The organism is Thermococcus sp., assembly GCF_027023865.1.
Classification (GTDB): Archaea; Methanobacteriota_B; Thermococci; order Thermococcales; family Thermococcaceae; genus Thermococcus.
Genome location: NZ_JALVUC010000019.1, coordinates 284912 through 304125 on the forward strand (window position 1 = coordinate 284912; position 19214 = coordinate 304125).

At 51.8% G+C, this 19214-nt stretch carries 25 protein-coding genes and 1 pseudogene; 11 read left to right on the forward strand and 15 right to left on the reverse strand.

The annotated features are described in order from the left end of the window. Nucleotides 1-52: 52 nt before the first annotated feature. From MV421_RS07200 to MV421_RS07230, 7 genes are all read left to right on the forward strand, one after another. On the forward strand, nt 53-568 hold the full coding sequence (locus MV421_RS07200; RefSeq protein WP_297418053.1) for a rubrerythrin family protein: 516 nt from the start codon (nt 53-55) through the stop codon (nt 566-568). Between the two features lie 80 nt (nt 569-648). After that, nucleotides 649-810 carry a rubredoxin gene (gene rd / locus MV421_RS07205; RefSeq protein ID WP_297418050.1) on the forward strand — a complete coding sequence of 54 codons (162 nt, stop codon included), beginning with the start codon at nt 649-651 and terminating at the stop codon, nt 808-810. Between the two features lie 10 nt (nt 811-820). Then, nucleotides 821-1168, forward strand: a complete 348-nt coding sequence (locus MV421_RS07210) for a desulfoferrodoxin family protein (RefSeq protein ID WP_297418047.1) — start codon at nt 821-823, stop codon at nt 1166-1168. Nucleotides 1169-1245: 77 nt separating this feature from the next. Then, on the forward strand, nt 1246-1854 hold the full coding sequence (locus MV421_RS07215) for a hypothetical protein (protein ID WP_297503874.1): 609 nt from the start codon (nt 1246-1248) through the stop codon (nt 1852-1854). 32 nt (nt 1855-1886) lie between these two features. Then, a complete protein-coding gene (locus MV421_RS07220; RefSeq protein ID WP_297418085.1) occupies nt 1887-2246 on the forward strand; it encodes a hypothetical protein in 360 nt (119 codons plus the stop codon). 1 nt (nt 2247) lies between these two features. Continuing rightward, the gene (locus MV421_RS07225) at nt 2248-2628 is read left to right on the forward strand and encodes an iron-sulfur cluster assembly protein (RefSeq protein WP_297418041.1); all 381 of its coding nucleotides are present in this window, start codon (nt 2248-2250) and stop codon (nt 2626-2628) included. Continuing rightward, nucleotides 2609-3133 carry a ferritin family protein gene (locus MV421_RS07230; RefSeq protein WP_297503890.1) on the forward strand — a complete coding sequence of 175 codons (525 nt, stop codon included), beginning with the start codon at nt 2609-2611 and terminating at the stop codon, nt 3131-3133. Before MV421_RS07225 ends, MV421_RS07230 begins: the two co-directional genes overlap by 20 nt. A 47-nt stretch (nt 3134-3180) precedes the next feature. Here MV421_RS07230 and MV421_RS07235 read toward each other — a convergent pair whose 3' ends face one another. The 3 genes from MV421_RS07235 to dps all read right to left on the reverse strand — a co-directional run bounded on the left by MV421_RS07235 (nt 3181) and on the right by dps (nt 4604). Then, a complete protein-coding gene (locus MV421_RS07235) occupies nt 3181-3624 on the reverse strand; it encodes a ferritin family protein (protein ID WP_297518064.1) in 444 nt (147 codons plus the stop codon). A 65-nt stretch (nt 3625-3689) separates the two neighbouring features. Continuing rightward, entirely contained in the window at nt 3690-3992 is a 303-nt protein-coding gene (locus tag MV421_RS07240; protein ID WP_297418035.1) for a ferritin family protein, read from the reverse strand. Between the two features lie 60 nt (nt 3993-4052). Continuing rightward, a complete protein-coding gene (dps, locus tag MV421_RS07245) occupies nt 4053-4604 on the reverse strand; it encodes a DNA protection during starvation protein (protein WP_297503888.1) in 552 nt (183 codons plus the stop codon). A 103-nt stretch (nt 4605-4707) separates the two neighbouring features. On the opposite strand from dps, the gene MV421_RS07250 reads away from it, so the two are divergent. Together MV421_RS07250 and MV421_RS07255 are read left to right on the forward strand one after the other, a co-directional pair. Beyond that, complete coding sequence (locus MV421_RS07250) at nt 4708-5091, forward strand: transcriptional repressor (protein WP_297518069.1); 384 nt, start codon at nt 4708-4710, stop codon at nt 5089-5091. Nucleotides 5092-5270: 179 nt separating this feature from the next. Beyond that, on the forward strand, nt 5271-5978 hold the full coding sequence (locus tag MV421_RS07255; RefSeq protein ID WP_297518073.1) for a DUF257 family protein: 708 nt from the start codon (nt 5271-5273) through the stop codon (nt 5976-5978). Between the two features lie 201 nt (nt 5979-6179). On the opposite strand, the gene hcp is transcribed toward MV421_RS07255, so the two are convergent. Both hcp and MV421_RS07265 read right to left on the reverse strand, forming a co-directional pair. After that, a complete protein-coding gene (gene hcp, locus MV421_RS07260; protein WP_297418027.1) occupies nt 6180-7553 on the reverse strand; it encodes a hydroxylamine reductase in 1374 nt (457 codons plus the stop codon). Between the two features lie 378 nt (nt 7554-7931). After that, the gene (locus MV421_RS07265; RefSeq protein WP_297418024.1) at nt 7932-8411 is read right to left on the reverse strand and encodes a ferritin family protein; all 480 of its coding nucleotides are present in this window, start codon (nt 8409-8411) and stop codon (nt 7932-7934) included. Between the two features lie 54 nt (nt 8412-8465). Here MV421_RS07265 and MV421_RS07270 point away from each other — a divergent pair, with 54 nt between their 5' ends. Continuing rightward, nucleotides 8466-9014, forward strand: a complete 549-nt coding sequence (locus MV421_RS07270; protein WP_297418022.1) for a GNAT family N-acetyltransferase — start codon at nt 8466-8468, stop codon at nt 9012-9014. Here the strand turns inward: MV421_RS07270 and MV421_RS07275 are convergent. From MV421_RS07275 to MV421_RS07295, 5 genes are all read right to left on the reverse strand, one after another. Beyond that, on the reverse strand, nt 8983-9156 hold the full coding sequence (locus MV421_RS07275; RefSeq protein WP_297418019.1) for a hypothetical protein: 174 nt from the start codon (nt 9154-9156) through the stop codon (nt 8983-8985). The genes MV421_RS07270 and MV421_RS07275 overlap by 32 nt on opposite strands. A 45-nt stretch (nt 9157-9201) precedes the next feature. Next, a complete protein-coding gene (locus tag MV421_RS07280; RefSeq protein ID WP_297418017.1) occupies nt 9202-11076 on the reverse strand; it encodes an ABC transporter substrate-binding protein in 1875 nt (624 codons plus the stop codon). 72 nt (nt 11077-11148) lie between these two features. Further along, nucleotides 11149-11721, reverse strand: coding sequence for a CBS domain-containing protein (locus tag MV421_RS07285; protein ID WP_297418076.1), 573 nt, complete (start codon nt 11719-11721; stop codon nt 11149-11151). Between the two features lie 255 nt (nt 11722-11976). After that, nucleotides 11977-12843 carry a DMT family transporter gene (locus MV421_RS07290; protein WP_297418014.1) on the reverse strand — a complete coding sequence of 289 codons (867 nt, stop codon included), beginning with the start codon at nt 12841-12843 and terminating at the stop codon, nt 11977-11979. A 181-nt stretch (nt 12844-13024) separates the two neighbouring features. Further along, complete coding sequence (locus MV421_RS07295; RefSeq protein ID WP_297418011.1) at nt 13025-14707, reverse strand: hypothetical protein; 1683 nt, start codon at nt 14705-14707, stop codon at nt 13025-13027. Nucleotides 14708-14821: 114 nt separating this feature from the next. On the opposite strand from MV421_RS07295, the gene MV421_RS07300 reads away from it, so the two are divergent. Then, a complete protein-coding gene (locus tag MV421_RS07300; RefSeq protein ID WP_297418008.1) occupies nt 14822-16285 on the forward strand; it encodes a DHH family phosphoesterase in 1464 nt (487 codons plus the stop codon). On the opposite strand, the gene MV421_RS07305 is transcribed toward MV421_RS07300, so the two are convergent. The 5 genes and pseudogenes from MV421_RS07305 to MV421_RS07325 all read right to left on the reverse strand — a co-directional run. Then, nucleotides 16286-16495 (reverse strand): PRC-barrel domain-containing protein, encoded by a 210-nt coding sequence (locus MV421_RS07305; protein WP_297418006.1) that lies wholly within the window; start codon nt 16493-16495, stop codon nt 16286-16288. It lies immediately after the preceding gene. A gap of 34 nt (nt 16496-16529) precedes the next feature. Next, nucleotides 16530-17081 carry a hypothetical protein gene (locus tag MV421_RS07310; protein WP_297418003.1) on the reverse strand — a complete coding sequence of 184 codons (552 nt, stop codon included), beginning with the start codon at nt 17079-17081 and terminating at the stop codon, nt 16530-16532. Then, nucleotides 17078-17716 carry a CTP-dependent riboflavin kinase gene (locus tag MV421_RS07315; RefSeq protein WP_297417998.1) on the reverse strand — a complete coding sequence of 213 codons (639 nt, stop codon included), beginning with the start codon at nt 17714-17716 and terminating at the stop codon, nt 17078-17080. Before MV421_RS07315 ends, MV421_RS07310 begins: the two co-directional genes overlap by 4 nt. Next, a complete protein-coding gene (locus MV421_RS07320) occupies nt 17713-18312 on the reverse strand; it encodes an endonuclease V (protein WP_297417995.1) in 600 nt (199 codons plus the stop codon). Before MV421_RS07320 ends, MV421_RS07315 begins: the two co-directional genes overlap by 4 nt. Nucleotides 18313-18332: 20 nt before the next feature. After that, nucleotides 18333-18974: pseudogene (locus MV421_RS07325) on the reverse strand (haloacid dehalogenase); the annotation flags it as partial. Between the last annotated feature and the right edge of the window lie 240 nt (nt 18975-19214).

Sequence of the window (19214 nt, forward strand, 5' to 3'; positions counted from 1 at the left end):
ATATACCGGGTAGGCTCAATTCATGTCGCAGTACACTCTTTGGTGGTTGGAGATGGCCGTTAAGAGGAAAATGACCCGGAAGTTTCTTGAAGATGCTTTTGCGGGCGAAAGCATGGCCCACATGAGGTACCTGATCTTTGCCGAGCAGGCGGAGAGGGAAGGCTTTCCGAAAATAGCGAAGCTCTTCAGAGCCATTGCGTATGCCGAGTTCGTCCATGCGAAGAACCACTTCATAGCCCTTGGGAACCCTGGCAAGACTCATGAGAACCTCCAAGCGGGAATTGACGGTGAGACCTACGAGGTCGAGGAGATGTATCCGGTCTTCAAGAACGTCGCCGAGTTCCAGGGGGAGAAGGAAGCCGTCAGGACGACATATTATGCCCTTGAGGCCGAGAAGATACACGCCGAGCTCTACGCGGAGGCCAAGGAGAAGGCTGAGGAGGGCGAAGACATTGAGATAAAGAAGGTCTACATCTGTCCGGTCTGCGGTTACACTGCGGTGGATGAGGTCCCCGACCGCTGCCCGATATGCGGAACGCCAGGGGAGGAGTTTATAGTCTTTGAATGATTCTTTTGTTTTTCCACTTCACAGGTTTGAACCACAAACCTTATAAGGACGACTTAATAACACCAAGTAGGTGAAAGAAAATGGCAAAGTGGAAGTGCATAGTCTGTGGGTATGTCTATGATGAAGACGAGGGTGACCCCAACAGCGGGATGGAACCCGGCACCAAGTTTGAAGACCTGCCCGAGGACTGGGTCTGCCCGCTCTGTGGCGCTCCTAAGGACATGTTTGAAAGGATAGAGTGAGGTGGTTGAGATGCTTAGCGGAACCATAAAGAGTGGAGACTGGAAAGGGGAGAAGCACGTCCCCGTTATAGAGTACGAGAAGGATGGCGACCTTGTCAAGGTCGAGGTCAGCGTCGGCAAGGAGATACCCCACCCGAACACTCCGGAGCACCACATCGCCTGGATACAGCTCTGGTTCCACCCAGAGGACGGAGCCTTCCCAATACTCGTCGGCAAGGTCGAGTTCAGCAACCACAGCGACCCGCTGACCGAGCCTAGGGCTGTCTTCTTCTTCAGGACCGAGGAGAAGGGCAAGCTCTACGCCCTCAGCTACTGCAACATCCACGGCCTCTGGGAGAACGAGGTTCAGCTCGAGTGATTTTTATTCTCTCTTTTCCTTTACCCCATAGGTAGGTTTATTAACCGCCGGAGGGACTCTCTCTATCTTCGCTGGTGATGGTTAAAATGGAAGCGTATTTTCAGATCATGACCTTTGGGGGTGTTCTATCCCTTTTGGGCATATTCCTGACTTGGAATTTGGCGAGAATCGTTGAACACCGCCATCTTCGGAAGAAAGGTCTTTCATGGCTGGTTCTTGTCGGAGGACTTGTGACTGCCGCAGGGTTTTTACCTGGAGCCTCCTCTGGCGGGGATGCCATTGAATGGGCCATACTCCTCGGCCCGGTTCTCATAGGCTACGCCCTCTCGGAAAGCGGTCTCGTCAGGGCGAACATAGAGATGCTCCTCCAGACGGCGGTTGTGGGCATGGCCCTGGTTCTCGGTGGGGGAAGCCGAACCCTCGTGGTTGAGTCGTTCTCTGTCGTCTCGACTCTGCTCCTCATAAATGCGCTTGCCTTCTACATGTACATACCCTCCTGGGTCTCACGGGTTCCCAGGACCGCGGCATGGATTTTCATGACCTTCTTTCTCCTGAACGCGATTTACGGCGGCGACTTCTACGTGTCACTGCTCTATCTACTCTCACAGCTCCTCTGGATCTCAGCCCTTATCCGCCTCCATCTGGCGGATGGTGTGCTTCACACTTCTGCCCAGGAAGGCTTATAACCGTGCACTCTTAAAAAAGAACGGTGAGAAAAATGAAGGTTTACATACCAGACCGTGAGTGGCCGGAGCACTACAAGCCGGTCCTTGAAGAGCTTGCCAGGGTAACCGACCCCGTCACCGGGGGGGACGTCTTGGACTCGGGCATCATAGCCGGACTGGAGGTTGCGGAAGACACGCTCAAGGTCTGGCTCAACTTCGAAAGCCATGCAGAGTACAATATAACTGGCGAGAGCGCGATAGCCTACTCCAAGATAATCGGCGACATAATGGAGCGCTTCGCCCTCATAAGGTTCCAGAACGTCTACGTCTACGACCTTAAGAACAACATTGTCGGCATCTTTGAGAACAAGAAGGGCTACAAATGGGAGGACATAAGCGCGGAGAGGGCCTGAGATGGGACTTCTCGGCATCTTCAAAAAACCCGCCAAAAGGCCGAAGAGGGGTCCCAGGGAAGATCTCCCCCCGGAGGTAAAGCGGGTCGTTGAGGTTCTCCGCTCCGTTAAGGATCCCGAAACGGGGCTTGACATAGTGGACGAGGGTCTGCTCTATGGGCTCACCGTCGAAGGTGGCAAGGCTCAGGTCTTCCTCCTTCTCGCCCGCTCAACACCCAAATGCCACTTCTGCCAGATGCTGGCGATAAACGTCCAAAGGGGAATTCTAAGGGATATCGTTGAGGTTCTGCGGAAGGAAGGGTTTAAGAGGATTGAAGCGTATAACGAAATCGGGCTTCTGCTCGAAGAATGGGGTGATGAAGATGGTTCCACCGGAGCTTGAGGAGGGACTCCCCCTCGAGAGGGTTAAGGAGTTCTCACTTGAGGAGCTTTTGGGGATGGCTGTAAAGGCCGAAATTGGGGCAAGGAACTTCTATGAAAGCCTTGCTGAGAGGATAGAGATAAAGGAACTTAAGAACAAGATAACGTGGCTCGCAGGAGAGGAGAAGAAGCACGAAGAACTTCTGAGGAGGATTTACGCCAACACCTTCCCTGGGAAGGAGATCGTCTTCCCCAAGGAGCACATAGGGCCGGAGCTTCAGCCGGTAGTAAGGCAGCTTCATGGTGTTGAGGACATAATAGAGCTGATCAGGTGGGCCATGAAGGCCGAGGAGATGGCGGCTAAGTTCTACGCCGAGCTTGAGAAGATGGTTGACACCGAGGAGAAAAAGCGCCTAATGCGCTACCTCAGCGACATGGAGTGGGGTCACTACTACAACCTCAAGGCCGAGTATGAACTCCTCCTCGACTGGGCAATGTACAGCCAGATGATGAACGTCGGGCCGTGAGGCCTTATCTTCTTCCGTTTTTGAAAAGTTAAAGCAGAGAGAAGAGGTCACTCCGTGTACTCTGCTATCAGTTTCGCTAGGAGCCTGTGGTGTTCCCTCTCGTTCTCCACTATTGCCTCTGCCAATCCTCTAAAGAGTGGGTGGGTCATCTTCTCCGCCATCTTCTGATAGGTATCTATCATATCCTTCTCTATATCGAGATGCATCTCTGCGAAGCGCTTCACCAGGGCCTTCTGCTCGGGGGAAAGCTCAACGTCTCTAACCTCCGAGAGTGGCCCCTCGCCGGCGAGCTTCTCAAGCTCCTTCTGCGCATCGAGGATTGCTTCCATAAGATGCTTGTGGATGACGGTGTCAACGGCTATCCTTCCGACTATCTCCTCAACCTTTGTATACCTCAATCCCTGCCCCCGTATGAGTCCTAAACCGTCGGTATAGCTGGAGGCAGCCTTCTTTTCGGTTTCATAGGCGTGTTTAACGAGTGGTTCAGACATAGACATCACCGTAGTTATGTGTGCCATTAAGCCTAATAATGATTTCCCTTGAACAAAGGAAAGGGTCAAAGATTGACCTTTATCCCGGTTTCCTCTTCAACTTCCCCAAAGCCTTCCTTCATGTACTTTGCGAGTTCTTCATCGACCTCGAAGAGCGCCGCAAGGAACTCCCCGAAGTGCTCCTTCTCCTCGTTTGCAACATCGTGGAAGATACCTTTTATCCTCTCGTCTTCAATACCGGTAGCTAACTGCTCGTAGATGCTCATAGCATCAAGCTCAGCTTCGATAGCCCAGCGGAGGGCCTGTGCTATCTCGGTCTTGGTTAGGGGCCTGTCCTTGGGGAGTTCAAACGGATATTTGGCCAACATGGTATCACCACTATCAACTCACTTTCTTCTTCCCTAATAATGTTTCTCTTTTGAAAAGCCTCACCTGAGGAACTTCGAGACGCAGGGGCTTTCACCTGGTTTACTCCTCCGGAAGTGGCCGCTCGGCTTTCCGGTCAGAAGCTCCTCGAACCAAGCCTCGTGTTCTATCTCCTCGTGGAGGATGGCCAGAGAAAGGTCATAGGTCCTTGGGTCTTTGCCCATCGTGTAGTTGCATATCTCCGTGTAGACACCGACGGCACAGCGCTCCGCCTGGAGGAGAACCTTCAGTATCTCCTCAACGGTCGGGTTCTCGGGCAGGTAGGCGTCGCTGCACCAGGCCATCTTTGAGAAGTCCACAATGTCCCTGGAGAGCTCCCCACCGAGTTCGTATATCCTAGGCACAAGGACTTCGAAGTGATTCCTGTCCTCAAGGCGGGCATCTTCAATGATTTCTTTTATTGTTTCACCGTCCATACCCGCTGCGTGGTTCCTTAGAATCGTGTAGTAGTAATAGGTTGTAAACTCAGCCGCGGCCGCCTTCAGTAGCATATCCAAAAGTTTCTCAACGTCTATACCGGCTCGCTTCACGAGCCGTCTGTTGTGTTCTGACATAAGTTTCACCAATTTTGGTAGTTACTTATATTTAATAAACTTTTCTATTTAGAAATTATTTCTATTTAGTAAGGCTTATAAAGACTTGGCCCTAACCTCAACCATGTGGAAGGAAGAAGCCTTGGGGGAGCTCAGGAAAAACGGCTACAAACTCACGCCCCAGAGGTTGAAGCTCGTTGAGATGCTCGATGAAAAGGGGGCGGAGCATCCATCCCTCGGGGAAATGCTCGGAGAGATACGAAAGGTTTTCCCGACGATGAGCTTCTCGACCCTCTACTCAAATGTCCTCATCTTGAGAGAACTTGGGCTGGTCGAGCTCTTCTCCCTCGGGGGTGAGACGAGGATTGAGATAAACACAGAACCCCATATCAACCTCATCTCCGGTAGAGAGATAATCGACATCGACGACCCCGATATAATCGAGGCCATAGTGCGGAAGACCGGAAAGAGAGTGAGGCTTGTAAACGTGCTCGTGGAGGATGAGTAATCTGGTGACGTAGTTGGCCGTGTTTAAAGTGGTTGATGGTTTCATGCAGGAGAAGTTAATCTGAAAAAATCAAATTAAAACTTTGAAGATTCCCTTAAAATCTGAAAAAAAGTTCGAAAGGCAAAATTTAATAACCCAGAATAACATAAAGACGTTCCAGAGGAAGGAGGTGAAAACACATGGCACAGCAATTTGAGGAGGTCGTCTTTGAATACTTGAAGAGCATTAAACCGGGGGAAGACATCCTAGTCGAGTTCACTTCCAACGAACCGATCCATCTTCTCCTTGACGTACTCCTTAGGTATCTCCACCGAGAGAACATCCCGGTGATAATCATTGACGTCCTTGATCACCTTAACATGTTCAAAGCCCAGCTAGGGGTAGTCGGGATAGATACAGCACTCCTCGAGAATGCTTACGTAGTAAAGATAGGTGGGCTGTCAAAAACTGGGAATGTTATGGGTGAAATTCCCCCCACAGAGGAGCTTCCAATTGGAGTTAAAAAGCTTCACGAACTTTTCAAAAAGGTTCCGGAAGACTTTGTTTTCAGGGTAACACTCGGGCTTGACAAACTCTTAAGGTATTATGAAAAAGAGGGCTCCCTTGAAGCGTTCATGGGGCACTTAAGAAAAGATTCCGGCGAGAGTGGGAGGATAAGAGTATTCGCCGTGAACCGGGATATCGCTCCCGAAGAGGCTCTTAGTGAGATGAGAGAACTTGCTTCAAGGGTCTTTGATGTTGAGCTTGAGGAAGGGAGAATAAAGTTGACTATTGTCAAGTCTCCAAACTTCGCGGAGTACGGGGAGAAACTCACAGTGTTCGCCGCGGGACTCCAGGGTCACCTGCGAGACCAGAGAGAGGTAAGCGACAACTTGATCCTGACGTAGAGCTATGTTTCTGTCTCAATCCATTTTGTTAGTAGGTTGCAGGAAGGGAATTAAGCGTAGCCGTTGGGCAGGTAATACTGTACCTCAAACGTGGAAGGATGAAAACACCGTTTAGGATAGCTTAATGTGGGTGAGTTTCGGGGTCAGGTGGTTCAACCTGCCGGGGGGCTGTTCTTAAAAGTTGAAAAAATTAAGGAAAAATCAGTCGAGAAGGGGAGAATCCTCACTGACGGCAGTTGTTGAGTTGAGCATTCTCTTCAGGTCCTCCTCCGGCTCACCTATGGGCCTGAGGTCAAACTTCTTCCTGATGGTCTCAAGGACGTTTGGTGTGAAGAACTCCGGAGCCTTTGGACCAAGGTAGATGCCCTTAATCCCGAGGTAGAACAGGCTGTAAAGGATTCCTACTGCCTTCTGCTCCATCCAGCTGAGGACTATGCTCACCGGGAGGTCGTTGAGGCCGACATCAAGTTTCCTCGCGAGTGCTCCTGCAATCTGGATTATGGAATAGACGTTGTTGCATTGGCCGAAGTCCATAAAGCGGGGTATTCCCTCTATCTCACCGTAGTCGCGCCTGTTGTAACGGAACTTACCGCACGCGGCCGAGAGGATTATGGCATCCTTGGGGACCATCGCGGTGAGCTTCTCATAGTAGCTCATCTTCGGATTGGGGACGTCACAGCCGCCAATTACGAAGACGTGCCTTATTTTGCCCTCGTTGATGAGTTCAATGAGCTTGTCCATCAAGGGGAGAACGTTGGTGTGGTGGAAGCCCGTAACTACGTGGCCATCTTCCTTTCTCTCCATCCTTGGGGTTTCAAGGGCGCGTTTGATTAGGGGCTCGTAGTCGTTTTCAAGGTGTGGAACACCTTCGAGACCCGCTATGTCAGTTGTGAACATCCTGTCGGCGTAGCTCTTCGGTGGTTGTTGCACACAGTTGCTGGTTCCCAGTATGGCACCAGGAAACGCGGTGAACTCCTTCCTCTGGTAGACCCAGGAACCGCCCCAGTTGCCGTAGAGGGACTTGAACTTCCTGAACTCTGGATAAGAGTGGGACGGAAGCATCTCCGAGTGGGTGTAAACTCTGATTTCATCCTCAAGTCCCATCTCCCTGATCTGTTTCAGTAGTTCATAAAGCGCCCGGTAAGTGTGGCCGGTTACGAGTATTCCATGTCCTTCGTCGGTTCCGGTTGGGACCTTAACCGGCTCCGGGTTTCCGTAGGTCTCGGTGTAGGCTTTATCAAGGAGTTCCATTGCTTTGAGGTGTATCCTTCCGTTCTCTAGGATAAGCTCAAGGAAGCGGTTTTTATCGAAGTTCACATTGGTGAGCGTTGAGTACAGGGCCTTGCTTAGGAAGAAGCCGATTTCACTGTCCTTATATCCTAACTCGTAGGCGTGGAAGTAATAGGCGGCAGTTCCCTTAATACCGTAGATAAGGGCCTCCTGAAGGGAGTTCAGGTCCGGATCCTTACCGCAGATGCCTCTAAGCGTACATCCCCCTGGCTGGCTCATGGAGCATTGGTCACACCTCATTAAAATTCCTGCCTCTTTTCCATTCTTTGGAACCTTCGCGGCCATATTGTCACCTCCATATGACACTTGTCATATGAATATTGTGTCAATTTGTTTAAATCTTTTTCTCCATGAAACGTCATAGAAAAATTTATGAAAATCAAAACTCTGAAAAAAAGCCTTGATCGTTCTACGAGGCATAGATTGAACCATAAAAGGCTGATGGCCCTAGCCATCCGCTGTTTTTGAGTTATACTCCCTTACTCCAAAAGGCGTGTTTTTAGGAGAAAATGTGACGGGGAGAAGGGCCTTCCAGGAGATGAACTCCCATTCCCTCGTGGGTGAAACCCCCCACTATTCAATAGGAAGATGACATCGAGTACCAGTATCTCAGCTTTCATAATCCACGTGTCCTGGTGCTCGTCGTGGGTTCCCTGTAGTCCTTCAATCAACCTCAAGGCTGAAGTCCTGGTAGTCCATCCAGATACCCGTCTTCATGATGGAATCGTACTGCGCCTTGAGAAGCTCGTAGTGGGACTTCTCTATCCTCGCGAGCTCCTCAAAGAGCCTTCTGACTGAGTCGTGCTCCGCCTCCTTCGCGGCCTCTTCATAGAACTCCCAGGTGAGCTTTTCCTGCTCCATGCCGATTCTCACTGCATCGATCTCGCTGAGGTTCTTCTCATCGGCTTCAACGACCAGCTTCTCAAGCATCTTCCTATCCACCGCCGGAAGCTCGCACTTCTCGGCCACTTCCTCGAGGAACTTCCCCTCAAAGAGGTCCCAGTGCTCTGCTTCTTCCTTGGCTAGAAACAGGAACATCTTCCTTGCCCTCTCATCCCGGGCTTTGCGCGCCAACCTTATGTAGAACTTAAGTTCTGTCTTTTCAACCTCAAGGGCCAGTGCAATGGCCTCTATCTCGTTCATGCTATCACCGAAGGATTATTATGCCTCCAGAGGTTATAACCTTTGGGGATTGCGATGAAGGGAGAAATCCTGAGGGCTGGGAGGCCCGTTGAACTGAAAGATGAACTGTTAATGTTCGCGTTCGGCGTTTACAGGGATACAGGAGGAGCCTATCCAGCTCTCGAATGGGTTGAAGAGAAGCCCTCTCCGGACGATTTTGAAGGATTCAAACGGGTGTATGAGCCGTTCCTTGAGTTCCGCCTCAAAGATGAGTTTGACGAACTCTACATCCTGAGGGAAAACGGAAAGATTACGGGAACGGTGGCCCTCATCTACACCTTCCAGGGTAAGGATATTCCGTGGGTTCCGGAGGACATAAAAAACGGGAGAACCGGTCTGATAGAGTTCCTCATGGTCGACCCTGAGCACCAAGGGAGGGGCTACGGCTCCGAACTGTTGAATTTCGCCGTGAGAAGACTGGGGAAGCTTGGAAGGGACGCCTACATTGTGACCTTTCCGGAGCTTGAGGCTTACCATTACTACATCCGCAGGGGCTTTGTTGAGGTTGAGCGCTACGGGGACTTTGTCCTCCTTAGGTTCGCCCCAAACGGTCTTCGAGCTTGAGGTAGAAGAACAGCACTATCATAAAGATGGTGATGTAATAGCTCCACTTGAAGGGTATAAGGCCAATCACCCCAAGGGTGTAGATCACAGCCAGGAAGATGACCAGAACGAGCAGGATGCGGTAGAGACTTTTCTTTTCCATTATACCACTGAAGAAAAGAGAAAATGGAAGCTTATAACCTTTGGGTCAGCCCGTCGGGGAGGTCACATTGCAGGCCAGTGGCTGGACCTGATAGTGGAAGACACTCGGATGCAGGAGTTCTGCTATCTCCTCCAACCCGAGAACTACCCTCGGACCCGGCCTCACAACGAGGTCCTCATCACTCAGCACGTAAACGCGGCCGTTCTTAACGGCGTTAACACTCGCAAGCGGCCCATTGCAGAGGTTCTTCGGTTTTATCCCCGCGTTGGGGGAGATTATGATGACATCGGGGTTCCTGGCTATTATCTGCTCCTCGCTCACCGCCTTCCATCCTTTTATGTCGCTGAAGATGTTCTCACCGCCGGCGAGGTTTATGAGGTCGTTGATGAAGGTGCCGTTTCCTGCCGTCCAGTAACCGTTGTAGTAGCTCAGGAGGAAGAATACCCTCGGCCTGGGCTTCCCCCTCACCATCGATTCAACGTAGGCTACCGTCGCCTTCATGTCGGCAACCACCGTCAGCGCGGCCTCTTCCCTGTTAGTGACCTTCCCGAGAAGCTTAATCTGCCTGTAAACCCCGCTGAGGTTATTTGGAGAGACTATTATCACGGGTGCTATCTCTTCGAGCTTGTTGAGAATTGGAAGGGAGTAACTGTCCGCTATTATGAGGTCTGGTTTAAGTGCCGCAATCTTCTCAAGGTTCGCGTACTTACCGTAGCCACCAACGCGTGTTATGTTCTTCACCGCCGGCGGGAAGTCCGCGTAGTTTGTGACACCTACAACCTTATTACCTGCCCCTATGTAGAACAGGGTCTCGGTGATGCTTGGTGCGAGACTGACTATCCTCTGAGGTTCCTTCTCAATAATTACCTTTCTTCCCTCAAAGTCCACGATGGTCATTGGGTACTTGGCCTTGAACGCGTCCGGGTGGAGGAGCTTTGCCACTATCTCAAGACCATTGACCACGCGCGGGCTTGGGTGGATGAGGTCGCCCTCGTTCTCTATCATGTAAACGCGCCCATCCTTAGCGGCGGTCGTGCCTGCCAGCGGCCCCTTGTAAACGTCTTGGACGGTCATCCCGCAATGGGGGGTTAGGATTATGACCTGTGGGTTTCTCTTTAAAACCTGTTCAATGCTCACGCTAGGCCAGCCCTTTGTATCGTTGAATATATTTATCCCCCCAGCGAGGTTTATGACGTCGCTGATGAACGTATTCCCCCCTGCCGTCATGAGGGGTTTGTTCCAAACCACATAGAAGACCTTAACTTTCGGTTCGTCCTTGACCGCTGAGGCTATGGCATCTATCTTTGCGTTGAACTCATCAATGGCCTTCTTCGCGGCATCCTGAGCGTCAAAAACCTCTCCAAGGAGTGTCAGTGCCCTGGGAATGCCCTTCAGGGAGTGCGGGTCAACGATGAGAACGGGTGCTATCTCTTCGAGCTTGTTGAGAATTGGAAGGGAGTAACTGTCCGCTATTATGAGGTCTGGTTTAAGTGCCGCAATCTTCTCAAGGTTCGCGTACTTACCGTAGCCACCGATTCTGGTGACGTTGGCAACAGCAGGGGGAAAGTCGTCGTAGTTCGTAACTCCCACGACCCTGTTGAAGAGTCCGAGGTAGTAGAGGTCCTCGGTTATGCTGGGGGCGAGGGTTACGACCCTCTTCGGCTCGGCTTTTATAGTTACGGTTCTGTTGGCAAAGTCCTTGACGGTTATCGGATAGTAAGCTTTCTGGCTTTGGGCCACGGTCTGCTGTGCAATGGATGACGTGGTTTCGGTGGTGCTTGAACTGCTTGAAGCATGAAGGCCAGCGCTTGATGCCACTGTGGTGGGCGTTGTGGCTGTCGTGCTTCCTCCCCCGATACATCCGGAGGCAACGACGGCACCAAGGAAGATGAGGACAAGCAAAACCGCCGTCTTCTTCATTTCACTCACCTGGATTATTTGTCCATTTAAGGTCAGAAGAGGGGTATATAAGGTTGTTGGATATTTTCTCCGTCAGTCCTTGGACTTGGTTATACGGAATATATCCACACGGGTTATTATTCCGGTTACCCTGCCCTCTTTGTTCTGGACGAGAACGGCTGGATTGTCTTCCAGGAGGTATTTAACGACCTCTAAATCCTCGTCTTCGTTTACTATTGGAAATGGCTCTTCCATTACCTCCATAACCTTCCGGCCGTAGATGTCTTCATACTCAAGGCTCTGCCTCACGAGGGTTCTCTCCGTGACGGAGCCTACCACCTTACTCCCGCTTATAACTGGTATCTGGGAGATATTGTGCTCGTTCATTAGTTTAATGACGTTCTCAACCGTCTCATAGGGCTTTACAGAGAGAACCGGTGATGACATGACGTCCTTTGCTGTGAGCTGGGCGTGTTTGTACTCGTGGAGGGCCTGGAGAATCCGGTTGAGGGTGGAGAGCCTGGGGTCAACCTTCCCCGTCTCGAGCTTTGCTATGTATGCCTGTGTTACCCCCGCCCGTCTGGCAAGCTCCTCCTGAGTTATTCCCAGTTCCTTTCGTACCTTCCGTATCTCCGATGGGTCTATGGGGCGGGGTATTATCACCACAATAACCACCGGTTATTGGTCAGTTCCGGGTATTATAAACCTTCCTCAGAAGAGCATCGAAGTGTGGGCCGGGTACAGAGACCCGCGTTCATTCCCTCGCACGGGTGGATGCTCCCGGTCCTGTGGGCTCGGCGTGAGCACGCTCCGCTCACTGAACCCGATACCTCGCGGAGGCGGATTGACCGAGCCCATGAGGAGACTGTTGTCCCCTCACTGTCGGCGTTTTAGTGTAAGGTTCACGATTTAAAAACCTGCTCATGCAGAGATAAGGATCACTCCTGAAACGGCCAGCAGGAGGCCGATCAGTATCCTCCCATTGGGGGGCTCCCCGAGAATGAGTACCGCCAGGGCCGATGATATTATCGGGTTTATGGCAGAGACAGGTGCTGCTATCTGGGAACCAACCTTTCCAACGGCGTAAACGAAGAAATACTGCCCCACGAGGAGACCGCTGAGTGCGACGCCGGTCAGAACGGCGAGTTCCTTAAGGGTTAATTCTCTGAGTTCACCAGCGTATTTTGGAAGGATAGGGGATATTCCCAATGCAGCGGACATCATCCTGAGGCCCGCGAGTGGGAGAACCGGCACATGTGATGTGAGCCAGTCCATTAAGAGTATCGCGAGGCTCCATGATACCGGCGCTAGAATCGCAAAAAGGAAACCTCTTGGGTTGGAGTGCTCGCTTTCCTCAGCCCTTTTTACGATTACCACCGATGCAACGACCAGAACCACCCCAAGGAGCATCCTAACGCTAATATGCCTCCCTAAAAAGAGAAAGGCCCACAGCATAACCCAGAGGGGATAGGTCGATGTTACCGGAACCGTTCTTGAAACTCCCATGTCGTTGAGGGCGTGGAAGTAGAAGTAGTCTCCGACAACGAAGCCTAGGATTCCGGACAGAAAAGCTACCCCAAAGAGTTCCGGCTTGAGGCTCAGGATTTGACCGAAGGTGCCGCTAAAGGTGAATATAACCAAGAACATAGCAGAGACTATGTAGAGCCTGACGATGTTGACGGCGACGGGACTTTTGTTCCTCATGCCCACTTTCACCAGTATTGTCGAGACGGCCCATGAGAAGGCCGAGGTTAAAGCCGCCAGCACGCCGAGGGTGAATCCGTCCATGATGGAGGAGAGACCAGTTAACTTAAAAACTTAACGTTAAGATTTACAACGAAATGTAGCTTATTAACCCTTTCACTCAAGAATAGGCGATGATGATCTCGGCAGAGCTGACGCAAGGATGATGACGATCTTGAGTACTGAACTCCAGCGGGACACCTGCTAGAGGCATAAAAGAGAGAAATCAGCGGAGGATTATGCTGAGCTTCCTGAGGGTTATTCCTATACTGTATTCCCTGGCCACGTCACGGATGACGCGTTTGATCGTCTCCTCTATGTCCTGTTTTATCCTCTCTTCGGATACTCCCGAGAACGAGCCGAACAGTCCACCGACGTTCTCATGTAGGAAGCTCGCCTCTATATCAACGTGGACCGTCGAACCCATGATCTCGTGGTTGAGCTTGAGCCACTTGAACGTAACCCTGGGAATGAGCTTGAGCTCCGCGTGTATTCTGTTCTTGAGAGTTTCAATGGCGGGCTCTATGCGGCTCTTCAGTATTGTATCCTCGCTCTCCTTCTTCTTGGCCTCTGTCAGGACGGCGAGCTCGTCTATGCCAGCCTGCTTGAGGAGTTGCTCTACTTCCTCCTCAAACTGTTCCTTCTTGGCGAGTATTTCGGCTGCCTTCCCACTTGAAACAACGGACTTCTGAGCCGGTGTAGCTGTCTGGGCAACGTTGGGGGTCGTTATGAACTCGAGGTCGATATTGCGGACGCTTGTATAGTGGTTAATGCTCCTTCCAAGTTCCTTGGCGTGCCTGCTGAGTATATCTCCAACCGCCTTTTTTGCTTCATCGGGAACCAAGTTAGTCTCGACTGCCGCCGAGAGATTTACCTCGAACTCCCTCCTACCGCGGATGTCAAAGTAAGCCTTCGTGATCTTTATTCCAGCTCCTTCGATTTCGCCTACAACCGTTCTTGCGAAGTTGCTGAAGTAGGGCCACACGTCCTCGAGGACGGAGAGGGTTATCCTGCCGTCCTTGGTCACGTTCCCGGTTTTTTTCTTGTCCCTGTCAACTATCTCCTGAGGCTTGATCTCCCGGCCATCTATCACAACGCTGACATCGCGGATTATGGGTTTGATTTCGGCCTCACGGAGTATAACCGGGGCGTATTTGCTGACGGAATGAAGCAACCTCTTCTCCGCGACCTCTACCTCCCGTGAGCTCCCCGATGAGCTACCGTAGACGTGGACGTTGAGGTAAACAACGCCCTCACCGACGTTGGCATCGAACTCAATTCTGTTGATTGTAAGCCCGCGTATCTTCTTTGCATCCCTCATTACGTACTCGGCATAGGTCTGAAAGGCATTCTCAGGAATGTGCCCCCCATGTAGATTAACAGTGACCTCTGGCTTTTCGGGTTCCCCCTTCGGGACGACATTTGTGGGCTGGGGGACCTGCTCCACGGGCTTGGTGGGAGGGAGTTTTTCCTGTGGCACCTTCTTTGAAACAGGGGCAGGTGTCTCCCGGACGGCGGGAGGTTCCTTGCCTTTAAAAAGCTCCTCCAGTTTGATCTTGGGGGTTTGAGAGTATGCATCAACGTTTTCCGCTATCGAGAGCTTGAGTTCTATTTCATCGAGGGGATAAATGTCAACGACCATGGGGCTTCGGAGGACTGACTTTAGAGCCGTTATTGCCTCCTCACCGATGAGTGACCTCTTGGTGTCGATTACAAGGCCCTCTGAAGCGAGCAACTTTGTCCTGTCAATGAGCAGGGTGATGTAGTACTTGCCCTCCTTACCCTTCGCGAATACCTTGAGAAAAGCCCCGCTTCCCTGTTGAAGTGCATTTTTGACTGTCCCCACCAAGTCATCAGCTGACGTAACGACTGCGTTCTCCACCATGGGGCTTTTGTCGGGCAACTGCATTGTCACCACCATTAGCTATATATATCCCTCGTTCAAAGAACCCTGAGAGGAATATCACCGTCTTAGTATAATGGCGCTTGTATTTAAACATTATTGTGCAGAAAGGTGAGCATCATGCGGGTGCTGGTGTTGGGAGGAGGCGCCCTCGGGCGTTCGGTCGCCGAGTCACTTAGGGGCGAGTTTGAGGTAACGATAATCGAGAAGGACGAGGTAAGGGCAAAAGCACTTGAAGAGAGCGGATTCAACGTCGTTCACGGGGATTTCTCGTACACTGCGACTCTACTTAAAGCGGGCATAGACCGGGCGGAACTCGTCATAATAACCACGACGAACATTGAAACGGTTAAAAAAACAGTCTACGTGGTCAGGAGCAACAACCGAGATGTACCAGTACTCATCGTTCTCCCAGATGAGGTGAGTGTGGAAAGCCTACTCGAGGAGATAAGAGAAGCCTACGAAGCGGACGTTAAGGTGGATTATGCGGTTTCTCCCAGGAATGCCCTGAGAGATGCAATCATAAAGAGCGTTGAGAGAATAGGGGAGAGCAAAAACGCAAAACTCCTCGTAAGGAAGCTCAAGGAACTCAAATCCAGGGGGGACTCCCTTCTAATTCTCATGCATGACAATCCCGACCCCGATGCTATAGCTAGCGCCGCAGCACTGAGCGCTATAGCCGGGACCATAGGGCTGAAAACGCAGATAGTCTACGGCGGGGAGGTAACCCATCACGAGAACAGGGCTTTTGTGAATCTCCTGGGGGTGGACATCAAACGCGTCTCCCCGGGTTCCTACGAGCTTAAGCGTTACCCGTTCATAGCGCTGGTCGACTGCCAGCCGAACGGAAACCTCACGACCCTTGAGCAGCCTGACTATGAGAGGATAAAGATAATAGTTGATCACCATCAGAGTCTCCAGCACCTACAGGAGCTTATCCCCGAGGACGCGTTCATAGATATACGGCCAGACGTTCATTCCGCCGCCGCGATAATGGCCGAGTACCTGCGGACACTCAACATGCCCGTTTCTAAGCTCCTCGCCACGGCGCTCTTCTACGGCATCTATGTGGATACGAAGAAGTTCTCGAAGCTCAGCCACGTTGACCTCAAGGCGATAGAGTTCTTAGCTGGAAGCGTCGACTACGAACTCCTTGACAAGATAGAGCACCCAGATATCAGCACTGAAACCGCGGAGATACTCGCCAAGGCGATAATGAACAGGCGCATCTACAAGAACGTGGTCATAAGCAACGTGGGCTTCATAACCAACCGCGACGCGGTAGCAGAATCCGCGGACTTCCTCCTCCGCCTTGAGGGTATAAACACGGTCCTCGTCTTTGGAATCGTAGATGACCGGATAGAAATATCGGCCAGGACACGCGACGTTAGGGTCAACATAGGCACGGCACTTAGGGGGGCCTTTGGTGACATAGGAAGCGGGGGAGGGCACTCGCAGTCCGGCGGAGCGAGGATACCCCTAGGTCTGTTCAAGCTTGCAAAGGACAAGAACTCGCTTCTGAGGCTTGCAGAGGAGGCAATAACGGAGAAGTTCCTCGAGGCGTTAAAAGTTAAAGAGGGTTGATCACTCCTCCTTTGCCTTCACTAGGATTATGTCCCCTATGGCGGTGACCCGCTCGTAGGGAACACCGACTTTTTCCCCGGGCAGACCTAGGGCCAGAACCCTTCCGGCTCCACGGTTAATGTCTATGAGTATTTCATCAACGTAACCCACGTAGTGGCCCTTTGTGTTGTAAATCTGCTTGCCGTAGAGCTTTGAGAGGCGCGTTACCATTTAAATCACCGGGATAGGTTACTGACGAACGTATTTAAACATTACCTCCACCAACCTTTCCCTCGGCCAGTCTCCTCGCGAACCCATAGCCCCATCTTGCCAACGAACCGAAGAACGCCAGTGCCGTGGCACTGCCTGAGACCTGAAATATGATTGGTATCACGAACTCGTTCCCGGCGAGTGGCGGGTAGTCCTTGAGGGTCAGCACCACGAGGACAAAGCCTCCTAAGTAAGCCATGGGGACGGTCACCACATCTGAGAATGAAGGGGGGCGGATGAACATCATAACCCCCAGCGTCAGGCCTAGGACGAGGTAGAGGGGTGTCATACCTGCATTCCCAGGAACCCACCATATAATTAGGAGAAGCGAAGAGAGAGCCCCGAGGGGAAACGAAAATGCAGAGGCGTTGAAACGTTCAAGTTTCTCCCCTCTCAGGCCGAGGAAGGTGCCGCCCAGGAACCCCACGTATATCAGGTAAATCATGTTCATCTGCTCCAAGGGTTCATAAAGCAGGATTGCGACCACGAATCCGAGAAAGGATCCCATGCCGGCGAACACCGAAATCCTCTTCCAGTCGATCCTCATCCTCTCACAACCTTTAGTGTTATCCTAGAGCCATCCGCCAGCCCGAGCGCCTCGCGGAGGTAGACCGGTGCAACAACCTCGGCTATCTTCGGGGGATGAATCGTCCTTGAAGGTATCACAACCGCGCCCTCAATCCCGTCTATTCTTACCCGATAAGCCTTAACATCGCCGAAGGTGCGCCCGTTCCTTACAAAGCCCGGCAGGATAACCGGCTGGACGTTGTAGAATGCGTCGAATATCGTTCTTGGAAAGAGGACCTTCACGTTGAGGGTTCCGGGGTAGGGTTCAAAGCCCAGATACCCCCTGATTATTGGCGCGTATTTCCTAACGTAGTAAGCCCCCTCACCTATGCCCGAAATGACCTCTCCGACCATGGTGCCGTTGTGGATGGCCGAGAAAACCCTGCCGCAGAGCTCTTCTAGGAACGCTAAACCATTTGGAGTTATCTCCACGTAGGTCTTCTTGCCCTCGACGGTCTTTTCCACCAGACCTTCCTTCTCCATTTCGTCCAGGAGTCTCATAGCTGACTGAGGAGAAATCCCGAGTTCGTCCCCGAGACCCCTCATCGTAATCCTTGTTTTTTCCCCGACGGCACCGTTCTCTGCAAGGAGCGTGAGCAGTTCAATCTTCTTCATGTTCTCACCTTTGAAAGTCTGTCTGCGATTTTAAGGGGTTTGGGATAGCCGCTTTTGAGCAGTTTTTTGACTATTTCAACGGCCGACCCCAAGTCGATTAGATTTCCCACGCTTACATAAGTTTTTCCCACCTTTTCCAGGAGGTCGAGAGGAACGCCCCTCAGCGGTCTTTTTGCCACCCCAATGGTTGGCCTCCAGAGGAGAAGACCTATGTGGGATGCCAGACCGTAGCGCCTAGGGTGAGCTTTCCCATGCCCTTCAACAAGGAGAACGTCGAATTTCTCCCCCCTAACCGCCAGCAGAACCGGCCTCGTCTCACGGAGAAAAAAGTAGGTAGGAATGTAAGGTGCCCTGATCTCCGTCTCCACAGTCCTTGTCTTCAAAAGTTCGCACTCCAGGAATGAGCAGAGGACGAAGGCAACCTTTGCTCTGTTGTTTCGGTAGGAGACATCAACCGCAGCGACAGTCTTCACCTGGGAAACATCAAGGGGCCTTTCCAATATCCTCATGGAGAGTTTTTCCTGCGCCCGGGCCAGCGCGATTAGCCTTTCGGGGAGAACCTCAACGTTTTCTGAACCACTTAATTCATTAATCATTTGATCACCTAATTATGTAATTAATCCTCCACTTGACCCTCCAGTACCTCAACCGCACTCCTCAGCCGGGACTCAAGCCGGGCGTTGAGCTTGGCCCTCGTCAAATCCTCCAGGGTTCTCTCAAGGATCCCCCTAGCCTGGTCCTGCTTCCCCCTCACGTTAACGAGGCCCTTCGGGTACTCCAGCGTCATAAGCTCCTCATAAACGCTCTCCATGAAACGGTAGGTCTCCTCGGCTTCGTCCAGCTTTCCATTGAGCAAAAGCAGAAGAAAGTGTCTCCTGAGTTCCCCAATGAGGTCACCTATCCCAAGGGAATAATCGGCGTGTGGAACGCCAAGCTCCTCCGGTGCTGGAAACTCCCCCCCGGTCATGTACGCGAAGAACAGGCTTGCCTCCACGAACTCCTGGTGGGCGCTCTGGACATAGCCGGTGTGATAAAGGTCAGGGTGCCCCCTGAGCTTCTCTTTCAGCTCCTTTATCTTTAGATGGGTGATCTCCAACCTCTCACGGGCCTTTTCGGTCTCCCCTCTGTGGAGGGCTTTTATCGTGTCCCCGCTGAGCCTCACAATCTCGCGTGTCAGCTTAAGGGCCTCCTCGCGAAGGGAATCCTTCTCATCAAGGACTTCTCTAATCTCAGCTATTATCTCCCTCAGTTTCATGCTCTCACCGGAGGAGTTTAGAGGGGAAGCTTAAAAATGTGGGCCTCTTATCCCCTTCTTCATTGAAGGCCGAACACTCTCAGGCAGTTAAAAGGGGGTCCTGTGCCGCCCGGAATCGTCGCACCCGCTCATGGCCGGCTTATATAATTTTCAGCATGCTTAAACCACTCCCTGTCCGGGCCATCGGGCGCAGTCAGATGCATACGAAGGATTTTCGGGGAAGATTCTAAGACTTTTGAGATT

Coding starts and splice junctions, on each gene's coding strand:
- MV421_RS07305 (WP_297418006.1), bottom strand. CDS start 16,495: ATGGTAACGCGCCTCTCAAAGCTCTACGGCAAGCAGATTTACAACACA.
- MV421_RS07315 (WP_297417998.1), bottom strand. CDS start 17,716: ATGAAGAAGATTGAACTGCTCACGCTCCTTGCAGAGAACGGTGCCGTC.
- MV421_RS07220 (WP_297418085.1), top strand. CDS start 1,887: ATGAAGGTTTACATACCAGACCGTGAGTGGCCGGAGCACTACAAGCCG.
- MV421_RS07270 (WP_297418022.1), top strand. CDS start 8,466: ATGAAGGGAGAAATCCTGAGGGCTGGGAGGCCCGTTGAACTGAAAGAT.
- MV421_RS07280 (WP_297418017.1), bottom strand. CDS start 11,076: ATGAAGAAGACGGCGGTTTTGCTTGTCCTCATCTTCCTTGGTGCCGTC.
- hcp (WP_297418027.1), bottom strand. CDS start 7,553: ATGGCCGCGAAGGTTCCAAAGAATGGAAAAGAGGCAGGAATTTTAATG.
- MV421_RS07215 (WP_297503874.1), top strand. CDS start 1,246: ATGGTTAAAATGGAAGCGTATTTTCAGATCATGACCTTTGGGGGTGTT.
- MV421_RS07230 (WP_297503890.1), top strand. CDS start 2,609: ATGGTTCCACCGGAGCTTGAGGAGGGACTCCCCCTCGAGAGGGTTAAG.
- MV421_RS07290 (WP_297418014.1), bottom strand. CDS start 12,843: ATGGACGGATTCACCCTCGGCGTGCTGGCGGCTTTAACCTCGGCCTTC.
- MV421_RS07295 (WP_297418011.1), bottom strand. CDS start 14,707: ATGCAGTTGCCCGACAAAAGCCCCATGGTGGAGAACGCAGTCGTTACG.
- MV421_RS07240 (WP_297418035.1), bottom strand. CDS start 3,992: ATGTTGGCCAAATATCCGTTTGAACTCCCCAAGGACAGGCCCCTAACC.
- MV421_RS07255 (WP_297518073.1), top strand. CDS start 5,271: ATGGCACAGCAATTTGAGGAGGTCGTCTTTGAATACTTGAAGAGCATT.
- MV421_RS07235 (WP_297518064.1), bottom strand. CDS start 3,624: ATGTCTGAACCACTCGTTAAACACGCCTATGAAACCGAAAAGAAGGCT.
- MV421_RS07225 (WP_297418041.1), top strand. CDS start 2,248: ATGGGACTTCTCGGCATCTTCAAAAAACCCGCCAAAAGGCCGAAGAGG.
- MV421_RS07265 (WP_297418024.1), bottom strand. CDS start 8,411: ATGAACGAGATAGAGGCCATTGCACTGGCCCTTGAGGTTGAAAAGACA.
- MV421_RS07250 (WP_297518069.1), top strand. CDS start 4,708: ATGTGGAAGGAAGAAGCCTTGGGGGAGCTCAGGAAAAACGGCTACAAA.
- MV421_RS07200 (WP_297418053.1), top strand. CDS start 53: ATGGCCGTTAAGAGGAAAATGACCCGGAAGTTTCTTGAAGATGCTTTT.
- MV421_RS07275 (WP_297418019.1), bottom strand. CDS start 9,156: ATGGAAAAGAAAAGTCTCTACCGCATCCTGCTCGTTCTGGTCATCTTC.
- MV421_RS07300 (WP_297418008.1), top strand. CDS start 14,822: ATGCGGGTGCTGGTGTTGGGAGGAGGCGCCCTCGGGCGTTCGGTCGCC.
- MV421_RS07210 (WP_297418047.1), top strand. CDS start 821: ATGCTTAGCGGAACCATAAAGAGTGGAGACTGGAAAGGGGAGAAGCAC.
- MV421_RS07320 (WP_297417995.1), bottom strand. CDS start 18,312: ATGATTAATGAATTAAGTGGTTCAGAAAACGTTGAGGTTCTCCCCGAA.
- rd (WP_297418050.1), top strand. CDS start 649: ATGGCAAAGTGGAAGTGCATAGTCTGTGGGTATGTCTATGATGAAGAC.
- MV421_RS07310 (WP_297418003.1), bottom strand. CDS start 17,081: ATGAGGATCGACTGGAAGAGGATTTCGGTGTTCGCCGGCATGGGATCC.
- dps (WP_297503888.1), bottom strand. CDS start 4,604: ATGTCAGAACACAACAGACGGCTCGTGAAGCGAGCCGGTATAGACGTT.